This is a genomic window from Streptococcus sp. 27098_8_74 (genome assembly GCF_041431705.1).
Taxonomy (GTDB): Bacteria; Bacillota; Bacilli; order Lactobacillales; family Streptococcaceae; genus Streptococcus; species Streptococcus salivarius_E.
Window position 1 is genome coordinate 58164 of record NZ_JAPVYF010000003.1, and the last position, 26028, is coordinate 84191.

Below are 26028 nucleotides of genomic sequence, written 5' to 3' on the forward strand. Positions count from 1 at the left end.
TTTTAGGACTATACCAATTTTTATGCTTGACAATGTCAAATATATCGAATATACTGTCCTCGTTAAGCTTTTTAAAGAGCTTATTGACTATACCAATTTTAAATGAAGGAGACATGACCTCTTTGATCAGAGGTTATTATTAAAAATATGTGTGGAATTGTTGGTGTTGTAGGTAACACAAATGCAACTGATATCTTGATTCAAGGACTTGAAAAGCTAGAATACCGTGGTTATGATTCAGCTGGTATCTTTGTAGCTGGCGATGCATCTAGTCAATTGGTTAAGGCTGTTGGCCGTATTGCGGAACTTGCTGCTAAAACTGAAGGAGTAGAAGGAACAGCAGGTATCGGACATACTCGTTGGGCAACTCACGGTAAACCAACAGAGGATAATGCTCACCCACACCGCTCAGAAACAGAACGTTTTGTTTTGGTTCACAATGGTGTTATTGAAAACTATCTTGAAATTAAGGAAGAATACCTTTCTGGTCACCATTTCAAAGGCCAAACTGATACTGAAATTGCAGTTCACTTGATTGGAAAATTTGTTGAAGAAGATGGTTTGTCAACTCTTGAAGCATTCAAGAAAGCTCTTCATATTATCCGTGGATCATATGCCTTCGCTCTTATGGATTCTGAAGATGCCTCAACAATTTACGTGGCAAAAAACAAATCACCACTTTTGATTGGTCTTGGTGATGGCTATAACATGGTCTGCTCAGATGCCATGGCTATGATTCGCGAAACTAATCAGTACATGGAAATTCACGATCAAGAGTTAGTTATCGTGAAAGCTGATAGTGTCGAAGTCCAAGATTATGATGGTACTGTTAAAGAACGTGATAGCTATACAGCTGAACTTGACCTTTCTGATATTGGTAAAGGCACATACCCTTACTACATGCTCAAAGAAATCGATGAGCAACCAACAGTGATGCGTAAGCTTATCCAAGCCTACACAGATGACAAGGGACAAGTGACTGTAGATGCTGATATTATCAAGGCTGTTCAAGAGGCTGATCGTATCTATATCCTTGCGGCAGGAACATCATATCATGCTGGTTTTGCTTCTAAGAAGATGCTCGAAGAGTTGACAGATACACCAGTTGAGCTTGGTATTTCTTCTGAGTGGGGTTATGGTATGCCACTCCTTAGCAAGAAACCTCTCTTTGTCTTTATTAGCCAATCAGGTGAAACAGCAGATAGCCGTCAGGTTCTTGTTAAAGCTAACGAGTTGGGTATTCCAAGTTTGACAGTGACAAACGTTCCAGGATCTACCCTTTCTCGTGAAGCTGACCATACAATGCTTCTTCATGCTGGCCCAGAAATTGCCGTAGCTTCTACTAAAGCTTACACTGCTCAGATTGCGGCTCTTGCCTTCTTGGCTAAAGCAGTCGGTGAGGCTAATGGTAATGAAAAAGCTAAAGCTTTCGACTTGGTACATGAATTGTCACTTGTAGCACAATCTATCGAATCAACACTCTCTGAAAAAGAAGTCATTGACGAGAAAGTGGCAGCTCTTCTTGCAGAAACACGTAACGCTTTCTATATTGGTCGTGGTCAAGATTACTATGTTGCTATGGAAGCCAGTCTTAAATTGAAAGAAATCTCATATATCCAATGTGAAGGTTTTGCAGCAGGTGAGTTGAAACACGGAACGATTGCTTTGATCGAAGATGGTACACCTGTTATTGCGCTCTTGTCTGACGCTGTTCTTGCTAGCCACACTCGTGGTAATATTCAAGAGGTAGCTGCTCGTGGTGCTAAAGTGTTGACTATTGCTGAGGAAAATGTTGCTAAAGAAGGTGATGACATCGTTCTTAATAATGTTCACCCTTACTTGTCACCAATTTCAATGGTTGTACCGACACAATTGATTGCTTACTTTGCAACACTTCATCGTGGACTTGACGTCGATAAACCACGTAACTTGGCTAAATCAGTTACTGTTGAATAAAAATACTAACATCTCTTACAGTGTAAGAGATGTTGTTTGTTTTTATCCTTTTTACCCTTGCTTAATTGGAGAATCTAAAGTAGAATAATATCTATATCACAATCTTAGGAGAGAATTATGTCATTACCAAATTGTCCAAAATGTAACTCAGAGTATGTTTATGAAGATGGAATCTTGCTTGTATGTCCTGAATGTGCCTATGAGTGGGATCCAAACGAAGTTGCAGAAGAAGAAGGACTTGTGGTTCTTGATAGCAATGGAACACGTCTTGCTGACGGTGATACTGTTACAGTTATTAAAGATTTGAAAGTGAAAGGTGCGCCAAAAGATATTAAACAAGGCACACGTGTTAAAAATATTCGTTTGGTTGAAGGTGACCATAACATTGATTGTAAGATTGATGGTTTTGGCGCTATGAAACTTAAATCTGAATTTGTTAAGAAAATCTAAAATAAGCTTTAGGGATGCTAGACTTAAGTATTGTTTGTTTCTCAGGACAGACTATTTAAGTCTCCCAGGAGTGTGATTATGAACTCATTTTGAAAATTGGGTCTAGTCGCACTCCTTTTTACTATTTTCAAAATCTTATATCATTTTTTCAAAAAAATTGGTATAATATTCAATAATACTAAATAATTATAGGAGTTTATATGTCATACGTTTTGGAAGTATTACCAGCCCTTTTGAACGGTGCGGTAGTCACACTTCAAGTATTTTTCATTGTTATCGTACTGTCGATTCCATTAGGGATTGTACTTGCTTTCTTAATGCAGATTAAATTCAAACCTTTAAATTGGTTATTAACCCTTTACGTTTGGATTATGCGTGGAACGCCTCTCCTTTTACAATTGATCTTCGTTTATTACGTTCTTCCAAGTGTTGGGATTGTCTTTGACCGTCTGCCAGCTGCTATTCTTGCTTTTACGCTTAATTATGCAGCTTATTTCGCAGAGATTTTCCGTGGTGGAATCTTGGCTATTCCGAAAGGACAATACGAAGCAGCAAAAATGCTTAAACTTAGTCCTTTCCAAACCATCCGCTACATTATCCTTCCTCAGGTGGTCAAGATTGTCTTGCCAAGTATCTTTAACGAGATTATTAACTTGGTTAAGGATTCATCATTGGTTTATGTGCTTGGGGTTGGAGACCTTCTTTTGGAAAGTCGTACCGCTGCGAACCGTGATGCGACCTTAGCACCGATGTTTGTGGCCGGAGCTATCTATCTTATCCTTGTGGGTGTTGTGACTGTGGCTTCGAAAAACATCGAAAAGAAATTCAACTATTATAAATAGGAGACCTTATGTTAGAATTAAAAAATATTTCCAAGCAATTTGGTCAACACAAAATTTTTGATAAGTATAATCTGACAGTAGAAGAAGGAAAAATCTTGGCTATTGTCGGACCATCTGGTGGTGGTAAAACGACTCTCTTGCGTATGCTAGCAGGACTTGAAACCATTGATTCAGGACAAATTATTTATGAAAATGAAGAGATTCCTTTGGATCAGATGGAAAGCCGTAATTTGCTCGGTTTTGTCTTCCAAGATTTCCAACTGTTTCCACATTTAACAGTCTTAGACAATCTAACGCTTTCGCCAATTAAGACGATGGGAATGTCTAAGGAGGATGCTCAGAAAAAAGCTCAAGCTCTGCTTGACCGTTTAGGCCTTGGAGCTCATGGAAATGCTTATCCTTACTCTCTTTCTGGGGGACAAAAACAACGTGTTGCATTTGCGCGTGCTATGATGATTGATCCGAAAATTGTCGGCTATGATGAACCAACATCAGCTCTTGACCCTGAGTTGCGTCAAGAAGTGGAGAAATTGATTTTGCAGAATCGTGAGACTGGGATTACGCAAATCGTTATCACTCACGATATGCAGTTTGCACAGCACATCGCCGATGAGATTGTCACTATCAATCCAAAATAGTGAGGATTTTCCATGAAAAAAATAGTAAAAACGATTTTGCTAGGCTGTCTTGTCATTTTGCCTTTGTTTGCGCTATCAGCTTGTAGCTCGCGCTCACATTTTGCAACTCAGAAAGATCAGTGGCAAACCTATACCAAAGAAAAGAAAATCAAAATTGGTTTTGATGCAACCTTTGTTCCTATGGGATATGAGGAAAAGGATGGTAGCTATGTTGGTTTTGATATTGATCTTGCAACTGCAGTCTTTAAATTGTATGGTATCGATGTCGAATGGCAGGCTATTGACTGGGATATGAAAGAAACAGAACTGAAGAATGGGACAATTGACCTCATTTGGAATGGTTACTCGGTCACGGATGAGCGTAAGCAGTCTGCGGACTTCACGGAACCTTATATGGTCAATGAACAAGTACTGGTAACCAAAAAGTCTTCGGGAATTGATTCTGTTGCTGGAATGTCAGGTAAGACCTTAGGTGCCCAAGCAGGGTCTTCCGGTTATGATGCTTTCAATGCTTCTCCGAAGATTTTGAAGGATATCGTTGCCAACCAAAAAGCAGTCCAATATTCGACCTTTACTCAAGCCTTGATTGACCTTGATAGTGGACGTATTGACGGTCTATTGATTGACCGTGTGTATGCTAATTACTACTTAGAAAAATCAGGGGTTCTGGATCAGTATAATGTTATGCCTGCTGGTTATGAAGGTGAAAGCTTTGCTGTAGGTGCTCGTAAAGCAGATAAGACACTGATCAAAAAAATCAATCAAGGATTTAGAACCCTTTATAAAAAAGGAGAATTCCAAAAGATATCTAACAAGTGGTTTGGCGAAGATGTTGCCACAGACCAAGTTAAAGGGAAAAAATAGAAGGATAACAACATTCTAGAAGGGATGTTGTTATTTTTTTATGGAAAATACTTGAAATATAAGAAGTTATAATTTATACTAGTGTTAGTTTATAAACTAACGAAAGGACAAGCATGGGATATTTTGATTATTCAAGAGAACCGCAAAGTGATATTGCTTTTGTAGATATGAAATCTTTCTATGCAAGTGTGGAGTGTGTTGAACGTGGACTGCACCCTCTTAAGACCTCTCTATGTGTGATGAGTAGGGCTGAAAATGCGAATGGTTTGATACTAGCCTCTTCCCCTATATTTAAGCAAGTTTTTGGCAAGTCAAATGTTAGTCGTTCTTATGACTTACCTTTTGACATTCATTCTCGTAAGTTTCATTATTATAATGCCAAAAAGCAGGGACTTCCAACGGATAGAGATTTTGTAGATTACATCGAATCTTGGGCCAAGGTTACCTTTATCGTTCCTCCTAGAATGGATCTCTATATAAAAAAGAATATCCAGATTCAACACATTTTCCAGAATTATGCCAGTGTTGAAGATATTCTTCCCTATTCCATTGATGAGGGTTTCATTGATCTCACGTCGTCACTGAATTACTTTATTCCCGATAGGACTGTTACTAGAAAAGATAAGTTAGATATGATTTCAGGGCGTATTCAAAGAGATATTTGGAGGGAGACAGGTATTTACTCGACAGTTGGAATGTCTAACAGCAATCCCTTATTGGCTAAGTTAGCTCTTGATAATGAGGCTAAACATACGGCTACTATGAGAGCCAACTGGTCCTATGAAGATGTCGAGACTAAGGTTTGGAGTATTCCCCATATGACTGATTTCTGGGGAATTGGTAAGCGGATGGAGAAGCGGCTAAACAAGTTGGGAATTTGCTCCATTCGAGAACTTGCTAATAGCAATCCTGATATTCTTAAAAAGGAGTTAGGTATTGTAGGTTTAGACCTCTTTTTTCATGCTAACGGTATTGATGAGAGTAATGTTCATAAACCTTATAAACCAAAGTCACATGGCTTAGGAAATTCTCAAATCTTACCACGAGACTATGAGCGTCAAGCTGATATTGAATTGATTCTAAGAGAGATGGCGGAACAGGTAGCCATTAGGTTAAGACGAGCTCATAAGAAAGCTTGTCAAGTTTCCATTAGCATTGGATTTTCAAAGTTAGAGGGCAAGCGTTCACTACAAGCACAGATGAAGATTGAACCTGCTAATAACACAAGGATATTAATAGGACATGTCATTGCACTCTTTAGGAAGAAATATCAAGGAGGGGCTGTTCGAAGTGTGAGTGTCTCTTATGCAAATTTTGTAGATGAAGGGCTTCAAATTCTTTCTTTATTTGATAATCCAGATGACATTGATAAAGAAGAAAGGCTTCAAGCAGCTATAGATAGTATTCGTCAGGAATTTGGCTTTACGACCATTCAAAAAGCAACTTCTTTACAGGAGGCATCTAGGAGTCTTGCTCGAAGTAAGCTTATTGGTGGACACTCGGCTGGGGGATTAGATGGCTTAAAATGATAGACCGTAGTTACCTTCCCTTTCAATCAGCTAGGGAACATAAAGATAGGGGAATGATGAAGTGGATGGGCTTTTTCTTGTCGGAACACACAAGTTCCCTACATGAAGATAAGACTAAAGAAAATCTTACGAGTCATTTGGATGATTTAGAGAAGTTTACTTTATTAAACCAGCTTTATTCAGGTCAATTATTGGGAAATTTCCAGATAAAGGATCAAGGTAGGTGCTGTAGATGTAGTGGCTATGTGGTTGACTTGGATTTTAATCAAGTTACTATAAAATCTTGCAAGCGACATAAATGTATTCTAACAAAGGATATATTAGAAATTAGTTTGGGGGTTGAAAACATAGATGAGGAAGAGAAAAATTTATGATGATAAACTTCAAATTGATTATTTTTCTGCTAGCTATTTAAAATTTGAAGAGGACTTTTATCGCTATTCTGCTATGGATATTCCCTTAACCTTTTTGACGGATGATATTATAAGGGAGATGGCCATCAGTCAAAAGAATTATTTTTTATTAAATAAAGAGAATGCCAGAGATGGACGCAATCATTATTTCCATTTTGAAGTCAGCCTACCGGATTCCAAGACACTTGTGAGACAGTATAGATATCTTGGGAATGATTGAAATATAGCTATATCAGCAGAAAAAATAGTACTTATCGAATTTGTATAGAGACTTTTCAAGAAAGTTTTCGCAAGCTAAGAAAAACTTTATGTAAGCGTTGATATTACCTCTGTAAGTGCTATAATGAAGGTGTTAAAAGTTATCATATGGAGGTAATTAAGATGAGAGCAGTTGTTGTTAATCAAGCAAGCACAGGTGTTGAAGTTGTTGATCATGAAAAACCAGCAGTAGTAGGTCATGGCCAAGCTTTGGTTAAAGTTGAGTACTGTGGCGTTTGTCATACTGACCTTCACGTATCTCATGGAGACTTTGGTCAAGTACCAGGTCGTATACTGGGCCACGAAGGTATTGGTATTGTCGAAGAAGTTGGCGAAGGGGTTGAAACACTTAAAAAAGGTGACCGTGTATCAATCGCTTGGTTCTTCGAAGGATGTGGTTATTGTGAATACTGTACAACTGGTCGTGAAACACTCTGTCGTTCTGTAAAAAATGCTGGTTATAGTGTTGATGGTGGTATGAGTGACTATGCTTTGGTTACCGCTGACTATGCTGTGAAAGTTCCAGAAGGACTTAATCCTGCTCAAGCTTCATCTATTACCTGTGCGGGAGTTACAACATATAAAGCTATTAAAGAAGCTAAAGTTGAACCTGGTCAATGGGTAGCTATTTATGGTGCCGGAGGACTAGGTAACTTGGCTATTCAATATGCTAAGAAAGTTTTCAATGCACGAGTAGTGGCTGTTGATATCAACCAAGATAAACTTGATTTGGCTAAAGAATCTGGTGCTGATTTAGTGGTGAACGGTAAAGAAGTTGAAGATGTAGCAGGCTATATCCAAGAAAAAACTGGTGGTACACACAGTGCTGTTGTAACCGCTGTTTCTAAGGTTGCTTTCAATCAGGCTATCGATAGTGTACGTGCTGGTGGAACAGTCGTTGCGGTTGGTCTCCCATCTGAATATATGGAGCTCTCAATTGTCAAAACAGTTCTAGATGGTATCCGTGTTGTTGGATCTCTTGTAGGTACACGTAAAGACTTGGAAGAAGCCTTCGACTTTGGTGCACAAGGATTGGTAGTACCGGTTGTTGAAACTGTTCCTGTTGATACAGCGGTGGAAGTATTTGATCAAATGGAAAAAGGTGAAATTCAAGGACGTAAAGTACTTGATTTCACTAAGTAAGAAAGCATCTATCTATGCTATCCTGACTATGTGGAGACTCGAGTGATGTAAACTTGTACTGATACCAGAAAGTTAGACAAATAATTTAGTGAAGGATTTAGTTTTCTACTGTATAGGACTAAGTCCTTTTGTTTTACCTTAAATCGTTTGTTGTTGTAATAGGCTCTGACCTTAAAAAGATAGACAAAATTTAATTCATATGAAAAGTAGTAAAAAAGTTATATAATGATTTCGTAAATAAAGAGTTAAAGAATATTATCATTTATAACAAGGAGTATGAAATGGATTCTACCAACTTGGACTCGGAACTATTCATAGAGTTTAAATCACGTGGGAAACGATGCCAACTTTTTTATATATCCGATAGCCATAGTGAAGGGTTATATGAGACTGTTTCTACTGAACGAGAACGTCTTGCTAAGTGGCTTCCTTGGGTGGATGAGATGAAAAGTATTGAAAATGAAAGAGCGTTTATAAAGTATGCACGTGAAAAAATGGAGCATAATGAGTTATTTATGTTAACAATTTGCGTCAATCAGAAACCAGTAGGGATGATAGATATACATAATATTGATTTACAAAAACATCAAGCCGAAATTGGATATTGGATATCAGAAAGATATGAAAATCAAGGTTTTGTAAAGCAGGGATTAAAAGAATTAATAACAATCATTCCATCCAAATTTAAAATTGATAAGCTTCTGATTTATATAGATGTTGATAATGTTAAAAGTAAGTTTATACCAATCAGTTTAGGTTTTAAAAAGGAAAGCGAAATCTCCCAATTCGAGTTCTATAATGGATTCTATCATGATTTTGAAATTTATGGACTAAATGTGAACGAAGGAAATATAGCAAATGATTAAAGTGAATTTTTTTTACAAATAAATAATAATCAGAGAGTTTTGATTTTACCCCATTATCTAGGTATGATGTAAGAGTTAGTACTGAACATCAGAAAAGGAAAAATTTTTCTGACCCCATATCATTGCTTATTGCTCTATTTTTGTAATTAAGATATAAAAAATCCCCACCAGAAAGAAATTCTGGTGGGGTATTTGGTGGGGAACCAAATATAAGTAATTAGATTTTAGCGTTTTAAAACAATTTAAAATGCTGTTAAAACAATCAAGTCACTTTAAATTAGGTTTATATTTTATTCCCACTCTACTGTTGCAGGTGGTTTACTTGTAATATCGTAGACGATACGGTTGACGTGGTCAACTTCGTTAACGATTCGAACAGAAATCTTTTGAAGAACTTCCCATGGAAGTTTCGCAAAGTCAGCTGTCATACCGTCGATTGAAGTGATAGCACGGATAGCGATAGTGTAGTCGTAAGTACGGCCATCACCCATAACACCGACAGAACGAACGCCTGTGTTAACAGTGAAGTATTGCCATACATCACGATCAAGACCAGCTTTGGCAATTTCTTCACGAAGGATAGCATCAGACTCACGAACGGTTTCAAGTTTCTCTTCAGTGATTTCACCCATAACACGGATGGCAAGTCCTGGTCCTGGGAAAGGTTGACGCCAAACGACTTCATCAGGCATTCCCATTTCAGTACCAAGGGCACGAACTTCATCTTTAAAGAGGGTATTAAGTGGTTCAATCAATTCAAATTGCATGTCTTCTGGAAGACCACCAACGTTGTGGTGAGATTTGATTGTTTGAGCTGTCTCAGTACCTGATTCAATAATATCAGTGTAAAGTGTCCCTTGAGCTAGGAAGTCTACACCTTTAAGTTTGCTTGCTTCGTCATCAAAGACGTAAACAAACTCGTTACCAATGATTTTACGTTTTTTCTCAGGATCATCAACTCCAGCCAAGAGGTCTAGGAAGCGTTTAGAGGCATCAACACGGATAATGTTAAGGCCAAATTTTCCTCCGAGCATCTCCATAACTTGATCGCCTTCACCTTTACGGAGAAGACCGTGGTCAACGAAGATACATGTCAATTGATCTCCGATTGCTTTTTGCAAAAGGACACCAACAACAGATGAGTCAACCCCACCTGAGAGTCCAAGAAGGACTTTTCGGTCACCAACTGTTTCACGGATTTGTGCAATTTGCATATCTACGAAGTTAGCCATTGACCAGTCACCTTTGGCACCACAGATACCAAAAGCAAAGTTTTTCAAAATATCGTTACCATATACAGAGTGACGAACTTCTGGGTGGAATTGGATACCGTAGAAGTTTTTCTCAGTATTTTCCATTGCGGCGAATGGGCAATCTACTGAGTCACCAACAAGATGGAAACCTTCTGGAATTTCTGTAACAGCATCACCGTGGCTCATAAGAACGACTTGTTCTTCAGGAGTTCCTGCAAAGAGTTCTGATTGGGCACGAAGGCGAAGTGTTGATTGGCCATACTCACGGTTACCAGCTTCACCAGCAGGAACAACTTTACCACCAAGTTTGTGGGTCAACAGTTGCATTCCGTAACAGATACCAAGAATTGGAATACCAAGTTCAAAAATTTCTTCGTCAATACCAAATGCATCTTCGGCATAAACAGAGTTAGGACCACCTGAAAGTACGATACCGATAGGATCGATGGCACGGACTTCATCAGCGGTAATTTTATGGCTTTTCAATTCAGAGAAAACGCCGAATTCACGAATACGACGTGCAATCAGCTGATTGTATTGGCTACCATAGTCTAGAACAATGATTTTCTGCACATCATTCAAAGTAGAAATGTCAGTCATTATTACCCTTTCTTTTTACGTCACACATGGACTCTTATGCAATCATTGTATCACAATTTTAAGGACTTAGCACCTAGATTTATACGATAAACTGTAAGACTTGTCGTCACCTTTACAATTCTATTAGTTTTTTTGTAAAATAGGGGTAAAGAAGGGGGTATTAGATGCTACCAGCATATATTCGCATACATGATAAGATTAAGGCAGATGTTGATGACGGCACTTGGAAAATCGGGCAACGTCTCCCTAGCGAGCGGGATCTTTGCGAGACTTTTGATGTGAGTCGTATGACTGTGCGTCAGGCTATAACACTTTTAGTAGACGAGGGAATTTTAGAGCGTAAACCAGGTAGCGGTACTTTTGTGGCTAGCAGTCGAGTTAAGGAAAAGATGCGTGGAACCACGAGTTTCACAGAGATTGTTAAATCCCAAGGCAAGAAACCGTCTAGTGAGCTTATTTCATATAAACGTGTGCATCCCAATGAATTTGAAATCAAAAATTTAGGTGTCTTACCACAGTCCTATGTGATTCGTATGGAACGTGTTCGTTTTGCGGACGATCTTCCAGTTGCCTATGAGATTGCCAGTATCCCTGAGAAAATTATCCGAGGTTTTAAGGAGTCAGAAATTACGGAACATTTCTTCAAGACACTGACTGATAACGGTTATGAAATAGGGAAAAGTCAGCAGACCATATCAGCTAGTTTGGCCAATAGTAGTTTGGCCAAGCACCTCAAGGTTAAGACTGGCGATGCTCTCTTGAGTCTGACACAAATTTCCTTCCTCCAAGACGGGCAGGCTTTCGAATATGTACGAAGTTACTATGTTGGCGACCGTTTTGAATTTTATTTGGAGAACAATTAACAGTCACGGCTTTTTTCTGCACAAGAATCGTGCTAACACCATGATTTTATGGTAAAATGGAGCTTATGGAAATTGAAAAAACCAATCGCATGAATGCCTTGTTTGAGTTCTATGCAGCCTTGTTAACAGATAAGCAGATGAACTATATTGAGCTATATTATGCAGATGATTATAGTTTGGCAGAAATTGCCGAGGAATTTGGTGTGAGTCGTCAGGCTGTATATGATAACATCAAGCGTACTGAGAAGATTTTAGAAGCTTACGAGATGAAACTACATATGTATTCAGATTACATTGTTCGTAGCCAAATATTTGATGATATCATGGAAAAATACCCAGACGATAGCTATCTTCAGGAACAAATTGCTGTGCTCAGCAGTATCGATAATAGAGATTAGACCCAAGCAGAAAGTAAGAGAGGAAATGATATATGGCTTTTGAAAGCTTAACGGAACGCTTGCAAGGCGTTTTCAAAAATTTAAGACGTAAAGGAAAACTTTCAGAGAAAGAAGTTCAAGAAGTCACTAAAGAGATTCGTCTGGCACTTCTTGAAGCAGACGTAGCCCTACCAGTTGTTAAGACATTCATTAAACGTGTTCGTGAACGTGCTGTAGGTCACGAAATCATTGATACTCTTGATGCTTCGCAACAAATCATCAAGATTGTTAATGAAGAATTGACAGATATTCTTGGGTCTGAAACATCTGAAATTGAGAAATCTCCAAAGATTCCAACTATCATAATGATGGTTGGTCTCCAAGGGGCTGGTAAAACAACCTTTGCTGGTAAATTGGCTAATAAGCTGATTAAAGAACAAGAAGCCCGTCCAATGATGATTGCTGCGGATATCTATCGTCCAGCAGCCATTGACCAGTTGAAGACTTTGGGACAACAAATCAATGTTCCTGTTTTTGATATGGGTACAGAGACACCGGCGGTTGAGATTGTCAGAAATGGTTTGGAACAAGCACGTGCCAATAAGAATGACTATGTCTTGATTGATACGGCTGGTCGTTTGCAGATTGATGAGACTCTCATGCAAGAGTTGCATGATATTAAGGATTTTGCTCATCCAAATGAAATTCTCTTGGTTGTAGATAGCATGATTGGTCAGGAAGCTGCTAACGTTGCCAAGGAGTTCAATGAACAACTAGATATCACAGGTGTCGTTCTTACTAAAATTGACGGTGACACACGTGGTGGTGCGGCTCTTTCTATTCGTGAGATTACCGGCAAGCCAATTAAATTCACAGGTACTGGTGAGAAAATCACAGATATTGAGACTTTCCACCCAGACCGTATGTCAAGTCGTATCTTAGGTATGGGTGACCTTCTTACCCTTATTGAAAAAGCTTCTCAAGAGTACGACGAGAAAAAATCTCTTGAGTTGGCTGAAAAGATGCGTGAAAATACCTTTGACTTCAATGACTTCATCGACCAATTAGACCAAGTGCAAAATATGGGTCCTATGGAGGATTTGCTTAAGATGTTGCCAGGTATGGCTAACAATCCAGCCTTGGCTAATGTTAAAGTAGATGAGAAACAGATTGCACGCAAGCGTGCCATTGTATCATCGATGACACCGGAAGAGCGTGAAAATCCAGATCTTTTGACACCAAGTCGTCGTCGCCGTATTGCAAATGGTTCAGGGAATACCTTTATTGAAGTAAACAAGTTTATTAAAGACTTCAACCAAGCCAAACAAATGATGCAAGGTGTTATGTCTGGTGATATGGAGCAAATGATGCGTCAAATGGGTCTGAACCCAAATAATCTGCCAAAAAACATGCCAAATATGCCTGATATGGGGAATATGGACATGTCTGCTCTTGAAGGCATGATGGGTGGCGCAGGTATGCCAGACCTTGGTAATATGGACCTTAGTCAAATGCTTGGTGGTGGTCTTAAAGGTAAGGTCGGTTCCTTTGCCATGAAACACGCGATGAAGCGTCAAGCTAACAAGATGAAAAAAGCTAAGAAAAAACGTAAATAAGAAACTTAGAACGCTAGGGCACTTTGCTCTAGTGTTTTTTTCTGAAAATTATTGACTTATATAACTATACACTGTAATATACTAATGTATATACAGTAAAAGGAGTAAATAATGAAACCTAAAAAGAGAATTCAAGAAATGACCTTTGCAGCTTTATTAACTGCAATTGCTATCCTTATCCCAAGTATTATGCCAATTAAACTAATCATCCCACCGGCTTCGTATACTTTGGGGAGTCATGTTCCAATATTTCTAGCTATGTTTATATCTCCCTGGGTAACTGCTTTTGTTATCTTAGCTTCTAGTTTGGGATACTTTATGGCTGGCTATCCGATTGTGGTTGTTTTTAGAGCCTTTTCTCATATTATATTTGGTTTTTTAGGCGCACTCTATTTGAAAAAATTTCCACAAACGATAGAAAACCATAAATCATCATTACTTTTCAACTTTGTTTTAGGACTTATCCATGCCATAGGTGAAGTTCTTGCTTGCGTGATTTTTTATTCCGTAACAGGAGAGGATTTCCAAAAACTGTTCTATGTTCTCTTTGTTTTAGTTGGTTTTGGCACTATTGTCCATAGTATGATAGACTATGTTATAGCATTAACGATTTTCAAAAGTATTCGAAAAATACGCTAGTTGAAAGAGGGAGGGTTTGTCTATGGCTTCAAATCGAAAAGAAGAATTATTGGCACTCTTAAAGGGAGCTAAAGAAGCAATGAATGGACAAAGTTTGGCGGAGCATTTTGGTGTGACACGTCAAATCATTGTTCAAGATATTGCCCTCTTACGTGCAGATGGTGCCCAGATTATTTCAACTAATAGGGGCTATATCTATAAAAGTAGCGATGACAATTGTTATATACGTAGACTGTTTAAGGTGAATCATACTGTGTCAGATATGGAAGATGAGCTTTTGGCTATTGTTGATAATGGAGGACGTATTCAAAATATCATGATAGATCATCCAGTTTACGGAGAAATTCAGACTTTGTTGAAATTGACTTGTCGTCGAGATGTTAGTCATTTTTTAGATCAATCATCGTCAAATGACTTTTGCCCCTTATCTGATTTAACAAATGGCGTTCATTACCATCTTGTCGAAGCAGATAGTGAACAGGATATGGCTTATATAGAAGAGGCACTAAACCATCTAGGATTTTTAGTTAAAGAATAATACAAAAGAGAATTGTAAAAGTAGTTAGTTTCACTTGAAGTTAACTGCTTTTTTTGATAAACTTATGTTAGTTTATTAACTTACGGAGGTAGCTATGTTTTCAGGACAACGACTTAAGGAAATTCGAGAAGCACAAGGAATGAGTCAGGCAGCAGTGGCTAAGCATCTAGGAATTTCTCGCTCCTCTTATTTTAACTGGGAAAATGGTAAGACGAAACCAAATCAAAAGAATCTATCGGTATTGGCTGAACTTTTTGGTGTAGCTGAGACATATTTTCTATCTGAACATGAGATTGTAGAAGTGTACTTGGAATTAAATGAGGAAAATCGTCAGGAAGCTTTGCGACTCACTAAGGCTCTCTTGGAGGAGCAAGAAGCAGAAAAGCAGAAGGCACCTGTTATTCCGTTATATTCTTACAAAGTTTTCGAGCGTTTGTCAGCCGGAACAGGTTATACTTACTTTGGTGATGGCAATTACGATGAAGTTTTCTATGATGAAGAATTAGATCATGATTTTGCGTCATGGGTATTTGGAGACTCTATGGAACCTACCTACCTAAATGGAGAAGTAGTACTAATCAAACAAACGGGCTTTGATTATGATGGAGCTGTTTATGCTGTAGACTGGGATGGTCAAACCTATATCAAAAAGGTCTATCGTGAGGAAGAGGGCCTTCGTTTAGTTTCTCTCAATAAACGTTATGGTGATAAGTTTGCACCCTATGACGAAGATCCTCGAATCATTGGTAAGATTGTTGGTAACTTTATGCCTGTTGAGGGGTAGGCAACTTTTATCAATTGGGCATCTCAAATTAAATCTGTTATAATAATAAGTAAAGCAAAGCCAATGATTTGGCTTTTTTTAAAGATTTTAAATGATATTTTGCTAAGAATACAAAAGGAGAAACATATATGGCTACTATTCAATGGTTTCCAGGCCACATGTCTAAGGCCCGTCGACAGGTTCAGGAGAACCTTAAACATGTTGATTTTGTTACAATTTTAGTGGATGCACGTTTGCCACTTTCGAGTCAGAACCCTATGTTGACCAAAATTGTTGGCGATAAACCTAAGCTTCTAATTCTCAATAAGGCTGACCTCGCTGACAGTAATCGTACGAAAGAATGGCGTACCTATTTTAAGAGTCAAGGGATTAAAACCTTGGCCATCAATTCCAAGGAACAATCTACAGTTAAATTGGTAACAGATGCTGCTAAGAGTCTTATGGCTGACAAGATTCAACGGCTACGTGAACGCGGTATTCAGAAAGAGACCTTACGAACCATGATTATTGGGATTCCAAATGCAGGGAAATCTACCTTGATGAACCGCTTAGCTGGTAAAAAGATTGCTGTTGTAGGAAATAAACCCGGAGTTACAAAAGGTCAACAGTGGTTGAAGTCTAATAAAGACTTGGAAATTCTTGATACTCCAGGTATTTTGTGGCCTAAGTTTGAAGATGAATTGGTTGGATTGAAACTCGCTTTGACTGGTGCCATCAAGGACCAGCTATTGCCAATGGATGAAGTGACGATATTTGGACTCAACTATTTTAAAACTTACTATCCTGAACGTTTAGAGGAACGCTTCAAAGGGATTGACCTTGAAGAAGAGGCACCAGAAATCATTATGGAAATGACTCGAAAACTTGGCTTCCGTGAAGATTATGACCGTTTTTATAATCTATTTGTCAAAGAAGTTCGTGATGGAAAACTAGGCCGTTACACACTTGATATTGTTGGGGTCGATACTGATGGCGACAATTAAAGAAGTCAAGGAGCAATTGGCAGCATTGACAGATCTTGATGACTACCGATGGGCAAGTTTTGAGGAAGATAGTCGATCTGGTGTACAGACTGCCATCAAGCAACGTCGCAAAGCTATCCTTGCTGAGATTGCTGAGGAAGAACGCTTAGAAATGATGCTCAGTTACGAAAAATTGCTTTATGCTCGGGGAGTTGAACTTATTGCAGGTGTTGATGAAGTTGGACGTGGCCCTTTGGCTGGCCCAGTTGTAGCTGCAGCGGTTATCTTACCAAAGCTTTGCAAAATAAAGGGTCTCAATGACAGTAAAAAGATTCCAAAATCTAAACATGAAGCTATCTATAAGCAGGTAATGGAGGAAGCAGTAGCTGTCGGTATTGGTATTAAGGATAATCATGTGATTGATGACGTCAATATTTATGAAGCAACCAAGCTTGCTATGGCTGAAGCTATTGAAAAACTGAGTCCCAAACCAGAACATTTGTTAATTGATGCCCTGAGCTTGGATCTACCAATAGGACAAACATCAATCATAAAAGGGGATGCTAATTCTTTATCTATCGCAGCAGCTTCGATCGTAGCAAAGGTAACCCGTGATAAGATGATGGCTGACTATGATCAGGAGTTTCCTGGATATGCATTCGCCAAAAATGCAGGCTATGGTACCAAGGAGCATCTGTCTGGCATAGATAAATTTGGTGTTACACCAATTCATAGAAGAAGCTTCGAACCAATAAAGTCAATCATAAAAAAATAGGTGAAGTGGCGTGATTTTAGCTATTGATATTGGAGGGACCTTTATCAAATTTGGATTAGTTGATAATGATTTTAGAATTAGCAACCAATCTAAAGTGCCGACACCATCGTCCCTAGATAATTTCTGGATAACTTTAGAGAGTATTATTTCATCATTTAAGAATGGTATTTCTGGTATTGCCATTGCATGCCCGGGCGAAATTAATAGTAAACGAGGTTTTGTTTTCAAGGGTGGTCTTATTCCTTATTTGACAGCCATTCCTCTTGGGACACGCTTGTCCAAAACATTTCAACTGCCTGTAAAGGTTATCAATGATGCTGATGCGGCAGCTTTAGCTGAAGCAAGATATGGTAGCTTACAGGATTTGGATTGTGGTGCTGCCTTGGTTTTAGGTACCGGAGTTGGCTTAGGCATTGTCTCACAGGGAGATTTGTTAACTCCTCTGTCGGTTACCCGATATTTGCGTTCTCCAAGTCCCCAAAGCAAGAGTCAAACGACTCTCCCTTTCCAGTGGACCTTGTTTAAGCAAGCACTGATTAGTCTTGTCGATAATAAAGGTTCTGCGGTAGGTTTCGTTCATGAAGCTAGTCAAATACTTGGTTTAGAACAGGATGATAGTTTAGTAGTTTTCTCGGCTTTAGATGAAAATCACTCTGAACAACTAAAATGTCTATTTAAGGACTATTGTCATGAAATTGCTGTTCTGATTCTTAATTTGCAGAGTTTATTCAAGTTGGACAGAGTTGTTATCGGCGGTGGTATCAGTAGGCAAGGTACTTTAATTGAAGGAATATGCGATGCCTATGAGGAGTTATTTAACGAAAAGCCAGAATTAGGTTTTGAGCCGATAACAATTCAAGCTTGTCATTTCCATAACGACAGTAACCTCTTAGGAGCGGCATCATATTTTACTTCTGAAAATGCCTTATAATTAACAAAAGTTCCATGAAGGGGCTTTTTTTCTATTTCTCTTGCGAATAATGAAATGGAGGTAGTTACATGAATAACTTTGAACTTTTTAAACTAAAAGCAGCTGGATTGACAAATTTAAATATTCTTAATATTTTAGACTATCAAAAAAATCAAGATAAAAAACTGAGCTTACGTGATATGGCAGTGGTATCTAAGTCTAAAAATGCAGTTCTCTTTATGGAAAAATACAAGAATTTAGATATTAAGCAGCTTAAGGAAGATTTTCAACGTTTTCCTACCTTATCAATTTTTGATAAGGAGTATCCCATTGAGCTGAAGCATAGCTATAATCCACCTGTCCTCCTCTTTTATCAAGGGAATATTGATTTGCTAAGTAAACCAAAGCTAGCTGTTGTTGGGGCAAGAAAGTGCTCCGAAATAGGCAAACAGTCTGTTCGAAAAATTGTTAGTGAACTTGGGAATCACTTTACTATTGTGAGTGGTTTGGCGCGTGGGATTGATACTTGTGCTCATATGGAGGCCTTGAAAAATAAAGGTAAGACCATTGCAGTTATCGGGACAGGACTTGATGTTTATTATCCAAAAAAAAATAAAGCTTTGCAGGACTATATGGCCAAAAATCATTTAGTTCTTTCAGAATATGGACCGGGTGAACAGCCACTTAAATACCATTTCCCTGAACGAAATCGGATAATTTCTGGATTGTGTCAAGGGGTTATGGTGGTTGAAGCTAAGCTTCGCTCGGGAAGTCTTATTACTTGTGAGCGTGCAATGGAAGAAGGAAGAGATGTTTTCGCCATACCTGGAAATATTTTAGACGGAAAATCGGATGGATGTCATCACTTGATTCAAGAGGGTGCAAAGTGCATTACGACAGGGTTTGACATCCTTTCAGAGTTTTCTTGAAAATCAAACTTCTCCTATAGAGAAAAAGTTTTTTATTGACAGTTAAAGAAAAGGACGGTATCATGTTAGTTGCTCGGTCCAAGATGTTACATTTTTTAATGTCTTGTGACTAGATTTTAGACAGATTAGTGGCGCAGCCAGTTTATAACATTATAAGGAAATAGTCTATGGCGACAGCAACGACAACAAAAACTAAAACAACAAAGAAAACAACGGCTAAAAAGACGACTAAAAAGAGGGCGACACCAAAGAAAAATTTGGTTATCGTGGAGTCTCCTGCCAAAGCAAAAACCATTGAAAAGTACCTTGGGCGCAATTATAAAGTTGTAGCCTCTGTTGGACATATCCGTGATTTGAAAAAATCAAGTATGTCTATTGATTTTGAAAACAACTACGAACCTCAGTACATTAATATTCGTGGTAAAGGACCTCTTATCAATGAATTGAAGAAAGAGGCTAAAAAAGCCAAGCAAGTCTTTCTCGCAAGTGACCCGGACCGTGAAGGGGAAGCCATTTCATGGCATTTGTCACATATTCTTGGATTAGAGCCAGAGGAAAAAAATCGTGTCGTCTTTAACGAAATTACTAAAGACGCGGTGAAGAATGCCTTTGTGGAGCCACGCGCCATTGACATGGACTTGGTAGATGCGCAGCAAGCTCGTCGTGTCTTGGACCGTATTGTGGGTTACTCAATCTCTCCACTTCTTTGGAAGAAGGTTAAGAAAGGTCTTTCTGCAGGTCGGGTGCAATCGGTAGCTCTTAAGCTTATTATAGACCGTGAGAATGAAATCAAGGCTTTTAAACCAGAAGAATATTGGACTATTGATGGTGCCTTTAAGAAGGGGGCTAAGAAGTTTCAAGCTAGCTTCTATGGCTTGGATGGTAAAAAGCTTAAGCTCAACAATAATGACGATGTTCAAGCTGTTCTTTCTCGTATTACAAGTGACGACTTCAACGTAGATAAAGTAGAGAAAAAAGAACGTCGTCGTAATGCACCATTGCCATACACTACCTCCTCTCTCCAACAGGATGCTGCCAATAAGATTAACTTCCGTACACGTAAGACCATGATGGTTGCCCAACAGTTGTACGAAGGGATTAATCTGGGTTCAGGAGCTCAAGGTTTGATTACCTATATGCGTACGGACTCTACACGTATCAGTCCGGTTGCTCAAAACCAAGCTGCTGAATTTATTACAGAACGCTTTGGTTCTAAGTATTCTAAGCATGGTAGTAAGGTGAAAAATAGCTCAGCGGCGCAAGATGCCCACGAGGCTATTCGTCCTTCAAATGTTTTCCAAACACCAGAAAGCATTGCCAAGTATTTGGATAAGGATCAGCTCAAGCTCTATACCCTTATTTGGAATCGTTTTGTGGCCAGTCAAATGACAGCTGCTGTATTTGATACGATGAAGGTGACCTTGTCTCAAAACGGAGTCATTTTCACAGCAAATGGTAGCCAAATCAAGTTTGACGGTTATATGGCCGTTTACAACGACTCTGATAAAAATAAAATGCTTCCTGATATGGCTGAAGGTGATACGGTTAAGAAGGTTGTGACAACGCCTGAACAACACTTTACGCAACCACCTGCACGCTATTCTGAAGCGACACTGATTAAGACGCTGGAAGAAAATGGTGTTGGTCGTCCGTCAACATATGCGCCAACACTTGATGTTATCCAACGTCGTTACTATGTCAAATTGGTGGCAAAACGTTTTGAACCAACTGAACTTGGTGAAATCGTCAATAGCTTGATCGTCGAATTCTTCCCAGATATTGTGGATGTTAAATTCACCGCTGAAATGGAGGGTAAACTCGATAAGGTTGAAATTGGTAAGGAACAATGGCAGAAGGTAATTGATGAATTCTTCAAACCTTTCCAAAAAGAATTGGAAAAAGCTGAAGAAGGTATTGAAAAAATCCAAATTAAGGATGAGCCTGCTGGTTTTGATTGTGACATCTGTGGTCACCCAATGGTTATCAAACTTGGTCGCTACGGTAAGTTCTACGCATGTAGTAATTTCCCAGACTGTCATAACACCAAGGCCATTACTAAAGAAATTGGCGTTACTTGTCCAACCTGTGGTAAAGGTCAGGTCATCGAACGCAAGACAAAACGTAATCGTGTCTTCTATGGTTGTGATCGCTATCCTGACTGTGAATTTACGTCGTGGGATATTCCTGTTGGACGTAACTGTCCTAAATCAGGCGATTACCTCGTCGAGAAGAAAGTACGTGGTGGTGGCAAACAAGTCATCTGTAGTAACGAAGAGTGTGATTACAAAGAATCTGTTGTTAAATAAAGACATAGCTATCTCAAGTTAAGACTTGGGATAGTTTTTTGTATTTTATCCAAAAAACTGATACTTTCCTTAAATTTGTTTTTTATACTAAGGATGAAAAGAAAGGAGAGTTATTATGAAACGTTTAAGTCTATCAGGTTTCCAACTCAAATATATAGCCCTTATTACTATGGTATTTGACCATATTCATTACTTTTTTGACTATACAGGGAAAATACCTATTTGGTTTACTATGATTGGGAGATTAGCGGCTCCCTTGTTCCTATTTGCTGTGATTGAAGGTTTCGTCCATACACACAATCGAAAAAAATACTTCCTAAAGATTTATGCTTTAGCGATTTTGATGGGATTGATTCAGTTTGGATTCTATAATTTTCTACATCCTCTTGTAAGGCCAGATGGTTTCTTTCCACAAAATATGATGTTGTCGTCATTCGCTATCTTGCTCGTTGCTCTTCAAGGCATTGCTTGGATTCAAGAACAGAAATACCTTAAAGGGATACCAACATTACTTTTCCCATTGTTGCTTCCATGGTTAATGGTGCCTTTTTATCTGCTAAGTGTGAACAAACCTATGTTAGGTTTTTTACTAAATTTACTCAATTTTACAGTGTTGCCAACTCATACATCTATTAGCGATGGAGGAACATGGTTGCTTTTGACTGGTATCGCTATGTATCTTTGTCACAAGAATCTTAAGAAAGAAGTGCTTGCTTTTGTGACTGTTAGTCTTGTTTGGGTACTGATGGGGATTGTTCTAAGTAGACCTTCATTTCAGGATTTAATGTTTAGATACATTGAATGGATGGAAATATTTGCAGCTCCCTTAATGCTTTGTTATAACGGTCAAAGAGGTAAAGGGTCAAAATATTTGTTCTATGTCTTTTACCCTACTCATATTTATCTACTTTACGCCTTGTCAGTTCTCTTCTATAGATGATATGATAAGGGTAACTTTGTACGAAAGGAAAGATTATGGCTCAGATACTTGTTGTTGATGATCAGGAAGATATTGTTCAATTGGTTGTAAAGGCTTTGGAGATCCAAAATCATAAGGTGACTGGACTTACAAGTGTTTTAGATTTGGATAAGAACTCGTTGCCACGGTTTGACTTGATTTTACTGGATATCATGATGCCTGATGTTGATGGTCTCCAGTTTTGTCATGAGATTCGTGATCAGGTGGATTGTCCTATACTCTTTATTACAGCCAAAACGCAGGAGGCAGATATTGTCCAAGGCTTGACTTATGGTGCTGATGATTATATTTGCAAGCCATTTGGGGTTAAAGAACTTCAAGCGCGTGTGGCTGCTCACTTGAGACGTGAACATCGTGAGCGCCACCATAAGCTATTAATTGGAAATATTCAGTTTGATTTGTCTGCTCAGGAGCTTTATGTTGAGAATCAGTTGTTAGATTTGACTAAGTCAGAATATAGTATTTGTCAGTTTCTGGCTGAAAATAAGGGCCAAGTCTTTTCCAAAGAACAAATCTACACGCATTTGTATGGCTATGAGGATAAAGGGAGTCCGACAGCAGTGGCTGAACATATCAAAAATATCCGTGCAAAGCTCAAAGATGTTGGGCAAAATCCTATTGAAACAGTCTGGGGGATTGGTTACAAGTGGCATTAATAAAAAAACGAGAACACTCTTTGAGAACCATATTATTATCTTATGTCGTCAGCCTTACAGTTCTTTCGGTAATCAGTAGTCTTCTTATTTTGTATCTTTTTACCTTTGGGTATCGTTTTGGTATTGTGATTCCGGCAAATCAGGTAGAAAGTGATTTGTCTGCTGTGCGGAATGAAATTGAAACTTCTAAAGTCTTTAATCCAGATAAATTGCCTGATGGTACTAGTTATGTCTTTTTGACTAGGGATTTTAAGCTTAAGAAGTCTAACATGCCTGTTAACTTGCAAGAAGAATCCTTACTAAATTACCAATTCAAGAATGCTCATGGTGGAAGATACGGCTATTTTCAGTCTTTTGAACGATCAGATGGCATTGTCATCGTCAATTACCAACTATCACCTCGGTATCGTAATGAGTGGATGAACCAGCATTTCCCCAATGCTAACCTTCTGATGATTGGTTCAATGATTGTGTCGGTCATCCTTATATTTATGGCTCTAACACTCTTATACGCAAGTAGATTACGCCAGCAGCTTAGACTTATACTGAGAGCAACCGAGAGAATTGCAGAGCAAGACTTGGATTTTCAAACTTCTCAGTCTACAATTAAGGAATTCAATCAAGTTTTAAGTGGTTTGGATCATATGCGTGTAGCACTTCGTGAGTCTTTGATGGAAAATTGGAAGGCAGAGCAAGATAAACAAAATCAAATTTCTGCTCTGACACATGATTTAAAGACACCCCTAACAGTTGCTCGTGGGAATGCTGAGCTCTTAGCTATGACGCCCTTAAATGCAGAACAGACGGATTTGTTAGAGCATTTTCAAAAAGGTATTGCACAAGTTGATGCTTATGTGAAAGAGTTGGCCGAACTCAACAAAGCGAGTTTGAAGAAAACCTTGACGCTTGAAGAAGTTCCAGTTAAGGAATTTGTTGAAGACATTTACGATCAAACCTTGTCATTAGCTCAAACGAAACAAATCAATGTGGTATTTGACAAGAAGGACATTGCGAAAGAAACCATAGGCAATTGGGATAGGCCCTTGTTGAATCGAGCTATTATGAATATCGTTTCGAATGCGGTGGAGCATACACCTAGTGGCAGTCAGTTAACCTTGTTCACCAAAATCGCATCTGATGAATTCAAGTTTATCTGCCTTGATTCTGGTCCAGGATTTTCCCTTGAATCACTTGAAAAGGCCACTCAGCTCTTTTATCAAGAGGATAAAAGTAGACAGAGCCGCAATCATAGTGGACTTGGTCTGACTATTGCTAATGATATTATTCGCTTACATCATGGTAGTCTTTCTCTTTCAAATGACAATGGTACGGGCGGTGCTAAAGTGACTATCATTTTACCCCTTTAAATACAGATGACTCCTAGTCGCCAGATGAGGAGTTTTTTGCTATACTACTAAGAGTAAAAATGAAGAAAGATTTGTGGGGACAGGATTTCATCTTGTTCTCGAAGAGGTATTAGTGTCATGTCTCAATCAAAAGCAGATTATATTAACGTGATTGGAGCTGGTTTGGCCGGATCCGAGGCGGCTTATCAGATTGCCAAACGTGGTATTCCAGTAAAACTTTATGAAATGCGTGGGGTTAAAGCAACTCCACAGCATAAGACAACAAATTTTGCAGAATTGGTTTGCTCTAACTCTTTTCGTGGAGATAGCTTAACCAATGCTGTAGGACTTCTTAAAGAAGAAATGCGACGTTTGGACTCTATCATTATGCGTAATGGAGAAGCTCACCGTGTGCCAGCAGGGGGCGCCATGGCGGTAGACCGTGAAGGTTATGCAGAAGCAGTGACAGCGGAAATTGAAAATCATCCATTAATTGAAGTTATCCGTGAAGAAATCACAGAAATTCCTGATGATGCCATTACAGTTATTGCTTCAGGACCATTGACTTCTGATGCTCTAGCTGAAAAAATTCATGAGCTTAACGGTGGAGATGGCTTCTATTTCTATGATGCCGCTGCACCAATCGTTGATAAATCGACTATCGATATGAACAAGGTTTACCTTAAGTCACGCTATGACAAGGGTGAAGCAGCTTATCTAAACTGTCCAATGACCAAGGAAGAGTTCATGGCATTCCACGAGGCCTTGACAACAGCTGAAGAAGCTCCTTTGAATTCTTTTGAAAAAGAAAAGTATTTCGAGGGCTGTATGCCTATCGAGGTTATGGCTAAACGTGGTATCAAGACAATGCTCTATGGTCCTATGAAACCAGTTGGTTTGGAGTATCCTGAGGATTATAAGGGTCCACGTGATGGTGACTTCAAGACACCTTATGCGGTTGTTCAGCTTCGTCAGGACAATGCGGCTGGTAGTCTCTATAATATTGTTGGTTTCCAAACCCACCTCAAATGGGGAGAGCAAAAGCGTGTCTTCCAAATGATTCCAGGTCTTGAAAACGCTGAATTTGTGCGATACGGGGTAATGCACCGCAACTCTTACATGGATTCGCCAAACTTGCTTAAACAGACCTTCCAATCAAAATCAAACCCTAACTTGTTCTTTGCGGGACAAATGACTGGTGTTGAAGGTTATGTTGAATCGGCTGCTTCAGGTTTGGTTGCCGGCATCAATGCTGCCCGTCTCTTTATGGGTGAAGATGAGGTTATCTTCCCTCACACAACAGCTATCGGGAGTCTGCCATATTATGTGACACATGCTGAAAGTAAACATTTCCAACCAATGAATGTTAACTTTGGTATTATCAAAGAGTTGGAAGGGCCACGTATTCGTGACAAGAAAGAGCGCTATGAAAAAATTGCTGAGCGAGCTCTTAAAGATTTACAACCTTTTATTCAAGCATAGACAACATTAAAATCCCTTACCGAATACGGCAAGGGATTTTAATGTTTAAAAGTA

26 protein-coding genes are annotated in these 26028 nt (G+C 38.8%); 25 read left to right on the plus strand and 1 reads right to left on the minus strand.

Going from position 1 to position 26028, the window contains the following annotated elements:
* The first annotated feature begins 147 nt into the window (after positions 1 to 147).
* From glmS to O3670_RS01820, 10 genes are all read left to right on the plus strand, one after another.
* Complete coding sequence (gene glmS / locus O3670_RS01775) at positions 148 to 1956, plus strand: glutamine--fructose-6-phosphate transaminase (isomerizing) (RefSeq protein WP_049545386.1); 1809 nt, start codon at positions 148 to 150, stop codon at positions 1954 to 1956.
* A gap of 117 nt (positions 1957 to 2073) precedes the next feature.
* A complete protein-coding gene (locus tag O3670_RS01780; RefSeq protein WP_002891088.1) occupies positions 2074 to 2406 on the plus strand; it encodes a zinc ribbon domain-containing protein YjdM in 333 nt (110 codons plus the stop codon).
* 200 nt (positions 2407 to 2606) lie between these two features.
* Positions 2607 to 3248 carry an amino acid ABC transporter permease gene (locus O3670_RS01785; protein WP_014634576.1) on the plus strand — a complete coding sequence of 214 codons (642 nt, stop codon included), beginning with the start codon at positions 2607 to 2609 and terminating at the stop codon, positions 3246 to 3248.
* An 8-nt stretch (positions 3249 to 3256) separates the two neighbouring features.
* Positions 3257 to 3886, plus strand: coding sequence for an amino acid ABC transporter ATP-binding protein (locus tag O3670_RS01790; protein ID WP_014634575.1), 630 nt, complete (start codon positions 3257 to 3259; stop codon positions 3884 to 3886).
* A gap of 12 nt (positions 3887 to 3898) precedes the next feature.
* Positions 3899 to 4750 carry an amino acid ABC transporter substrate-binding protein gene (locus O3670_RS01795; RefSeq protein ID WP_060971242.1) on the plus strand — a complete coding sequence of 284 codons (852 nt, stop codon included), beginning with the start codon at positions 3899 to 3901 and terminating at the stop codon, positions 4748 to 4750.
* A 113-nt stretch (positions 4751 to 4863) separates the two neighbouring features.
* Entirely contained in the window at positions 4864 to 6279 is a 1416-nt protein-coding gene (locus O3670_RS01800; protein WP_371595734.1) for a Y-family DNA polymerase, read from the plus strand.
* Positions 6276 to 6653 (plus strand): hypothetical protein, encoded by a 378-nt coding sequence (locus O3670_RS01805; protein WP_048675615.1) that lies wholly within the window; start codon positions 6276 to 6278, stop codon positions 6651 to 6653. Before O3670_RS01800 ends, O3670_RS01805 begins: the two co-directional genes overlap by 4 nt.
* Positions 6631 to 6912: a DUF5960 family protein gene (locus O3670_RS01810; RefSeq protein WP_371595735.1), complete on the plus strand. Its 282-nt coding sequence runs from the start codon at positions 6631 to 6633 to the stop codon at positions 6910 to 6912. The genes O3670_RS01805 and O3670_RS01810 overlap by 23 nt, the downstream gene beginning before the upstream one ends.
* A 161-nt stretch (positions 6913 to 7073) precedes the next feature.
* Entirely contained in the window at positions 7074 to 8093 is a 1020-nt protein-coding gene (gene adhP, locus O3670_RS01815) for an alcohol dehydrogenase AdhP (RefSeq protein ID WP_048675618.1), read from the plus strand.
* 281 nt (positions 8094 to 8374) lie between these two features.
* Positions 8375 to 8959: a GNAT family N-acetyltransferase gene (locus O3670_RS01820; RefSeq protein ID WP_371595736.1), complete on the plus strand. Its 585-nt coding sequence runs from the start codon at positions 8375 to 8377 to the stop codon at positions 8957 to 8959.
* 290 nt (positions 8960 to 9249) lie between these two features.
* Here the strand turns inward: O3670_RS01820 and guaA are convergent, their stop codons facing one another.
* Entirely contained in the window at positions 9250 to 10812 is a 1563-nt protein-coding gene (gene guaA / locus O3670_RS01825; RefSeq protein WP_002883901.1) for a glutamine-hydrolyzing GMP synthase, read from the minus strand.
* 164 nt (positions 10813 to 10976) lie between these two features.
* Here guaA and O3670_RS01830 point away from each other — a divergent pair, with 164 nt between their 5' ends.
* The 15 genes from O3670_RS01830 to trmFO all read left to right on the plus strand — a co-directional run bounded on the left by O3670_RS01830 (position 10977) and on the right by trmFO (position 25974).
* The gene (locus tag O3670_RS01830; RefSeq protein WP_021144070.1) at positions 10977 to 11675 is read left to right on the plus strand and encodes a GntR family transcriptional regulator; all 699 of its coding nucleotides are present in this window, start codon (positions 10977 to 10979) and stop codon (positions 11673 to 11675) included.
* Positions 11676 to 11740: 65 nt separating this feature from the next.
* Positions 11741 to 12073, plus strand: coding sequence for a putative DNA-binding protein (locus O3670_RS01835; protein ID WP_002883908.1), 333 nt, complete (start codon positions 11741 to 11743; stop codon positions 12071 to 12073).
* 32 nt (positions 12074 to 12105) lie between these two features.
* Complete coding sequence (gene ffh, locus O3670_RS01840) at positions 12106 to 13668, plus strand: signal recognition particle protein (protein WP_037603167.1); 1563 nt, start codon at positions 12106 to 12108, stop codon at positions 13666 to 13668.
* Positions 13669 to 13779: 111 nt separating this feature from the next.
* Entirely contained in the window at positions 13780 to 14307 is a 528-nt protein-coding gene (locus tag O3670_RS01845) for an ECF transporter S component (protein WP_002883896.1), read from the plus strand.
* 22 nt (positions 14308 to 14329) lie between these two features.
* Positions 14330 to 14845, plus strand: a complete 516-nt coding sequence (locus tag O3670_RS01850; protein WP_037603169.1) for a transcription repressor NadR — start codon at positions 14330 to 14332, stop codon at positions 14843 to 14845.
* A 94-nt stretch (positions 14846 to 14939) separates the two neighbouring features.
* Positions 14940 to 15629 (plus strand): XRE family transcriptional regulator, encoded by a 690-nt coding sequence (locus tag O3670_RS01855; protein WP_002891070.1) that lies wholly within the window; start codon positions 14940 to 14942, stop codon positions 15627 to 15629.
* Between the two features lie 128 nt (positions 15630 to 15757).
* Positions 15758 to 16612 (plus strand): ribosome biogenesis GTPase YlqF, encoded by an 855-nt coding sequence (gene ylqF, locus O3670_RS01860; protein ID WP_021144074.1) that lies wholly within the window; start codon positions 15758 to 15760, stop codon positions 16610 to 16612.
* Positions 16599 to 17366 carry a ribonuclease HII gene (gene rnhB / locus O3670_RS01865; protein ID WP_371595737.1) on the plus strand — a complete coding sequence of 256 codons (768 nt, stop codon included), beginning with the start codon at positions 16599 to 16601 and terminating at the stop codon, positions 17364 to 17366. The genes ylqF and rnhB overlap by 14 nt, the downstream gene beginning before the upstream one ends.
* Before the next feature lie 10 nt (positions 17367 to 17376).
* On the plus strand, positions 17377 to 18297 hold the full coding sequence (locus tag O3670_RS01870) for an ROK family protein (protein ID WP_371595738.1): 921 nt from the start codon (positions 17377 to 17379) through the stop codon (positions 18295 to 18297).
* A gap of 68 nt (positions 18298 to 18365) precedes the next feature.
* The gene (gene dprA, locus O3670_RS01875) at positions 18366 to 19205 is read left to right on the plus strand and encodes a DNA-processing protein DprA (protein WP_371595739.1); all 840 of its coding nucleotides are present in this window, start codon (positions 18366 to 18368) and stop codon (positions 19203 to 19205) included.
* A gap of 167 nt (positions 19206 to 19372) precedes the next feature.
* The gene (gene topA, locus O3670_RS01880; RefSeq protein ID WP_175062920.1) at positions 19373 to 21511 is read left to right on the plus strand and encodes a type I DNA topoisomerase; all 2139 of its coding nucleotides are present in this window, start codon (positions 19373 to 19375) and stop codon (positions 21509 to 21511) included.
* A gap of 115 nt (positions 21512 to 21626) precedes the next feature.
* Complete coding sequence (locus O3670_RS01885; RefSeq protein WP_175062919.1) at positions 21627 to 22451, plus strand: TraX family protein; 825 nt, start codon at positions 21627 to 21629, stop codon at positions 22449 to 22451.
* Positions 22452 to 22486: 35 nt separating this feature from the next.
* Positions 22487 to 23146 carry a response regulator transcription factor gene (locus O3670_RS01890; RefSeq protein ID WP_151404660.1) on the plus strand — a complete coding sequence of 220 codons (660 nt, stop codon included), beginning with the start codon at positions 22487 to 22489 and terminating at the stop codon, positions 23144 to 23146.
* Complete coding sequence (locus O3670_RS01895; protein WP_371595740.1) at positions 23137 to 24513, plus strand: sensor histidine kinase; 1377 nt, start codon at positions 23137 to 23139, stop codon at positions 24511 to 24513. Before O3670_RS01890 ends, O3670_RS01895 begins: the two co-directional genes overlap by 10 nt.
* A gap of 117 nt (positions 24514 to 24630) precedes the next feature.
* Positions 24631 to 25974, plus strand: a complete 1344-nt coding sequence (trmFO, locus tag O3670_RS01900; protein WP_175057610.1) for a methylenetetrahydrofolate--tRNA-(uracil(54)-C(5))-methyltransferase (FADH(2)-oxidizing) TrmFO — start codon at positions 24631 to 24633, stop codon at positions 25972 to 25974.
* Positions 25975 to 26028: the final 54 nt, after the last annotated feature.

What these genes read in the sequence shown, in the direction of transcription:
- glmS (WP_049545386.1), top strand. Translation starts at nt 148, where the DNA reads ATGTGTGGAATTGTTGGTGTTGTAGGTAACACAAATGCAACTGATATC.
- O3670_RS01780 (WP_002891088.1), top strand. Translation starts at nt 2,074, where the DNA reads ATGTCATTACCAAATTGTCCAAAATGTAACTCAGAGTATGTTTATGAA.
- O3670_RS01785 (WP_014634576.1), top strand. Translation starts at nt 2,607, where the DNA reads ATGTCATACGTTTTGGAAGTATTACCAGCCCTTTTGAACGGTGCGGTA.
- O3670_RS01790 (WP_014634575.1), top strand. Translation starts at nt 3,257, where the DNA reads ATGTTAGAATTAAAAAATATTTCCAAGCAATTTGGTCAACACAAAATT.
- O3670_RS01795 (WP_060971242.1), top strand. Translation starts at nt 3,899, where the DNA reads ATGAAAAAAATAGTAAAAACGATTTTGCTAGGCTGTCTTGTCATTTTG.
- O3670_RS01800 (WP_371595734.1), top strand. Translation starts at nt 4,864, where the DNA reads ATGGGATATTTTGATTATTCAAGAGAACCGCAAAGTGATATTGCTTTT.
- O3670_RS01805 (WP_048675615.1), top strand. Translation starts at nt 6,276, where the DNA reads ATGATAGACCGTAGTTACCTTCCCTTTCAATCAGCTAGGGAACATAAA.
- O3670_RS01810 (WP_371595735.1), top strand. Translation starts at nt 6,631, where the DNA reads ATGAGGAAGAGAAAAATTTATGATGATAAACTTCAAATTGATTATTTT.
- adhP (WP_048675618.1), top strand. Translation starts at nt 7,074, where the DNA reads ATGAGAGCAGTTGTTGTTAATCAAGCAAGCACAGGTGTTGAAGTTGTT.
- O3670_RS01820 (WP_371595736.1), top strand. Translation starts at nt 8,375, where the DNA reads ATGGATTCTACCAACTTGGACTCGGAACTATTCATAGAGTTTAAATCA.
- guaA (WP_002883901.1), bottom strand. Translation starts at nt 10,812, where the DNA reads ATGACTGACATTTCTACTTTGAATGATGTGCAGAAAATCATTGTTCTA.
- O3670_RS01830 (WP_021144070.1), top strand. Translation starts at nt 10,977, where the DNA reads ATGCTACCAGCATATATTCGCATACATGATAAGATTAAGGCAGATGTT.
- O3670_RS01835 (WP_002883908.1), top strand. Translation starts at nt 11,741, where the DNA reads ATGGAAATTGAAAAAACCAATCGCATGAATGCCTTGTTTGAGTTCTAT.
- ffh (WP_037603167.1), top strand. Translation starts at nt 12,106, where the DNA reads ATGGCTTTTGAAAGCTTAACGGAACGCTTGCAAGGCGTTTTCAAAAAT.
- O3670_RS01845 (WP_002883896.1), top strand. Translation starts at nt 13,780, where the DNA reads ATGAAACCTAAAAAGAGAATTCAAGAAATGACCTTTGCAGCTTTATTA.
- O3670_RS01850 (WP_037603169.1), top strand. Translation starts at nt 14,330, where the DNA reads ATGGCTTCAAATCGAAAAGAAGAATTATTGGCACTCTTAAAGGGAGCT.
- O3670_RS01855 (WP_002891070.1), top strand. Translation starts at nt 14,940, where the DNA reads ATGTTTTCAGGACAACGACTTAAGGAAATTCGAGAAGCACAAGGAATG.
- ylqF (WP_021144074.1), top strand. Translation starts at nt 15,758, where the DNA reads ATGGCTACTATTCAATGGTTTCCAGGCCACATGTCTAAGGCCCGTCGA.
- rnhB (WP_371595737.1), top strand. Translation starts at nt 16,599, where the DNA reads ATGGCGACAATTAAAGAAGTCAAGGAGCAATTGGCAGCATTGACAGAT.
- dprA (WP_371595739.1), top strand. Translation starts at nt 18,366, where the DNA reads ATGAATAACTTTGAACTTTTTAAACTAAAAGCAGCTGGATTGACAAAT.
- topA (WP_175062920.1), top strand. Translation starts at nt 19,373, where the DNA reads ATGGCGACAGCAACGACAACAAAAACTAAAACAACAAAGAAAACAACG.
- O3670_RS01885 (WP_175062919.1), top strand. Translation starts at nt 21,627, where the DNA reads ATGAAACGTTTAAGTCTATCAGGTTTCCAACTCAAATATATAGCCCTT.
- O3670_RS01890 (WP_151404660.1), top strand. Translation starts at nt 22,487, where the DNA reads ATGGCTCAGATACTTGTTGTTGATGATCAGGAAGATATTGTTCAATTG.
- trmFO (WP_175057610.1), top strand. Translation starts at nt 24,631, where the DNA reads ATGTCTCAATCAAAAGCAGATTATATTAACGTGATTGGAGCTGGTTTG.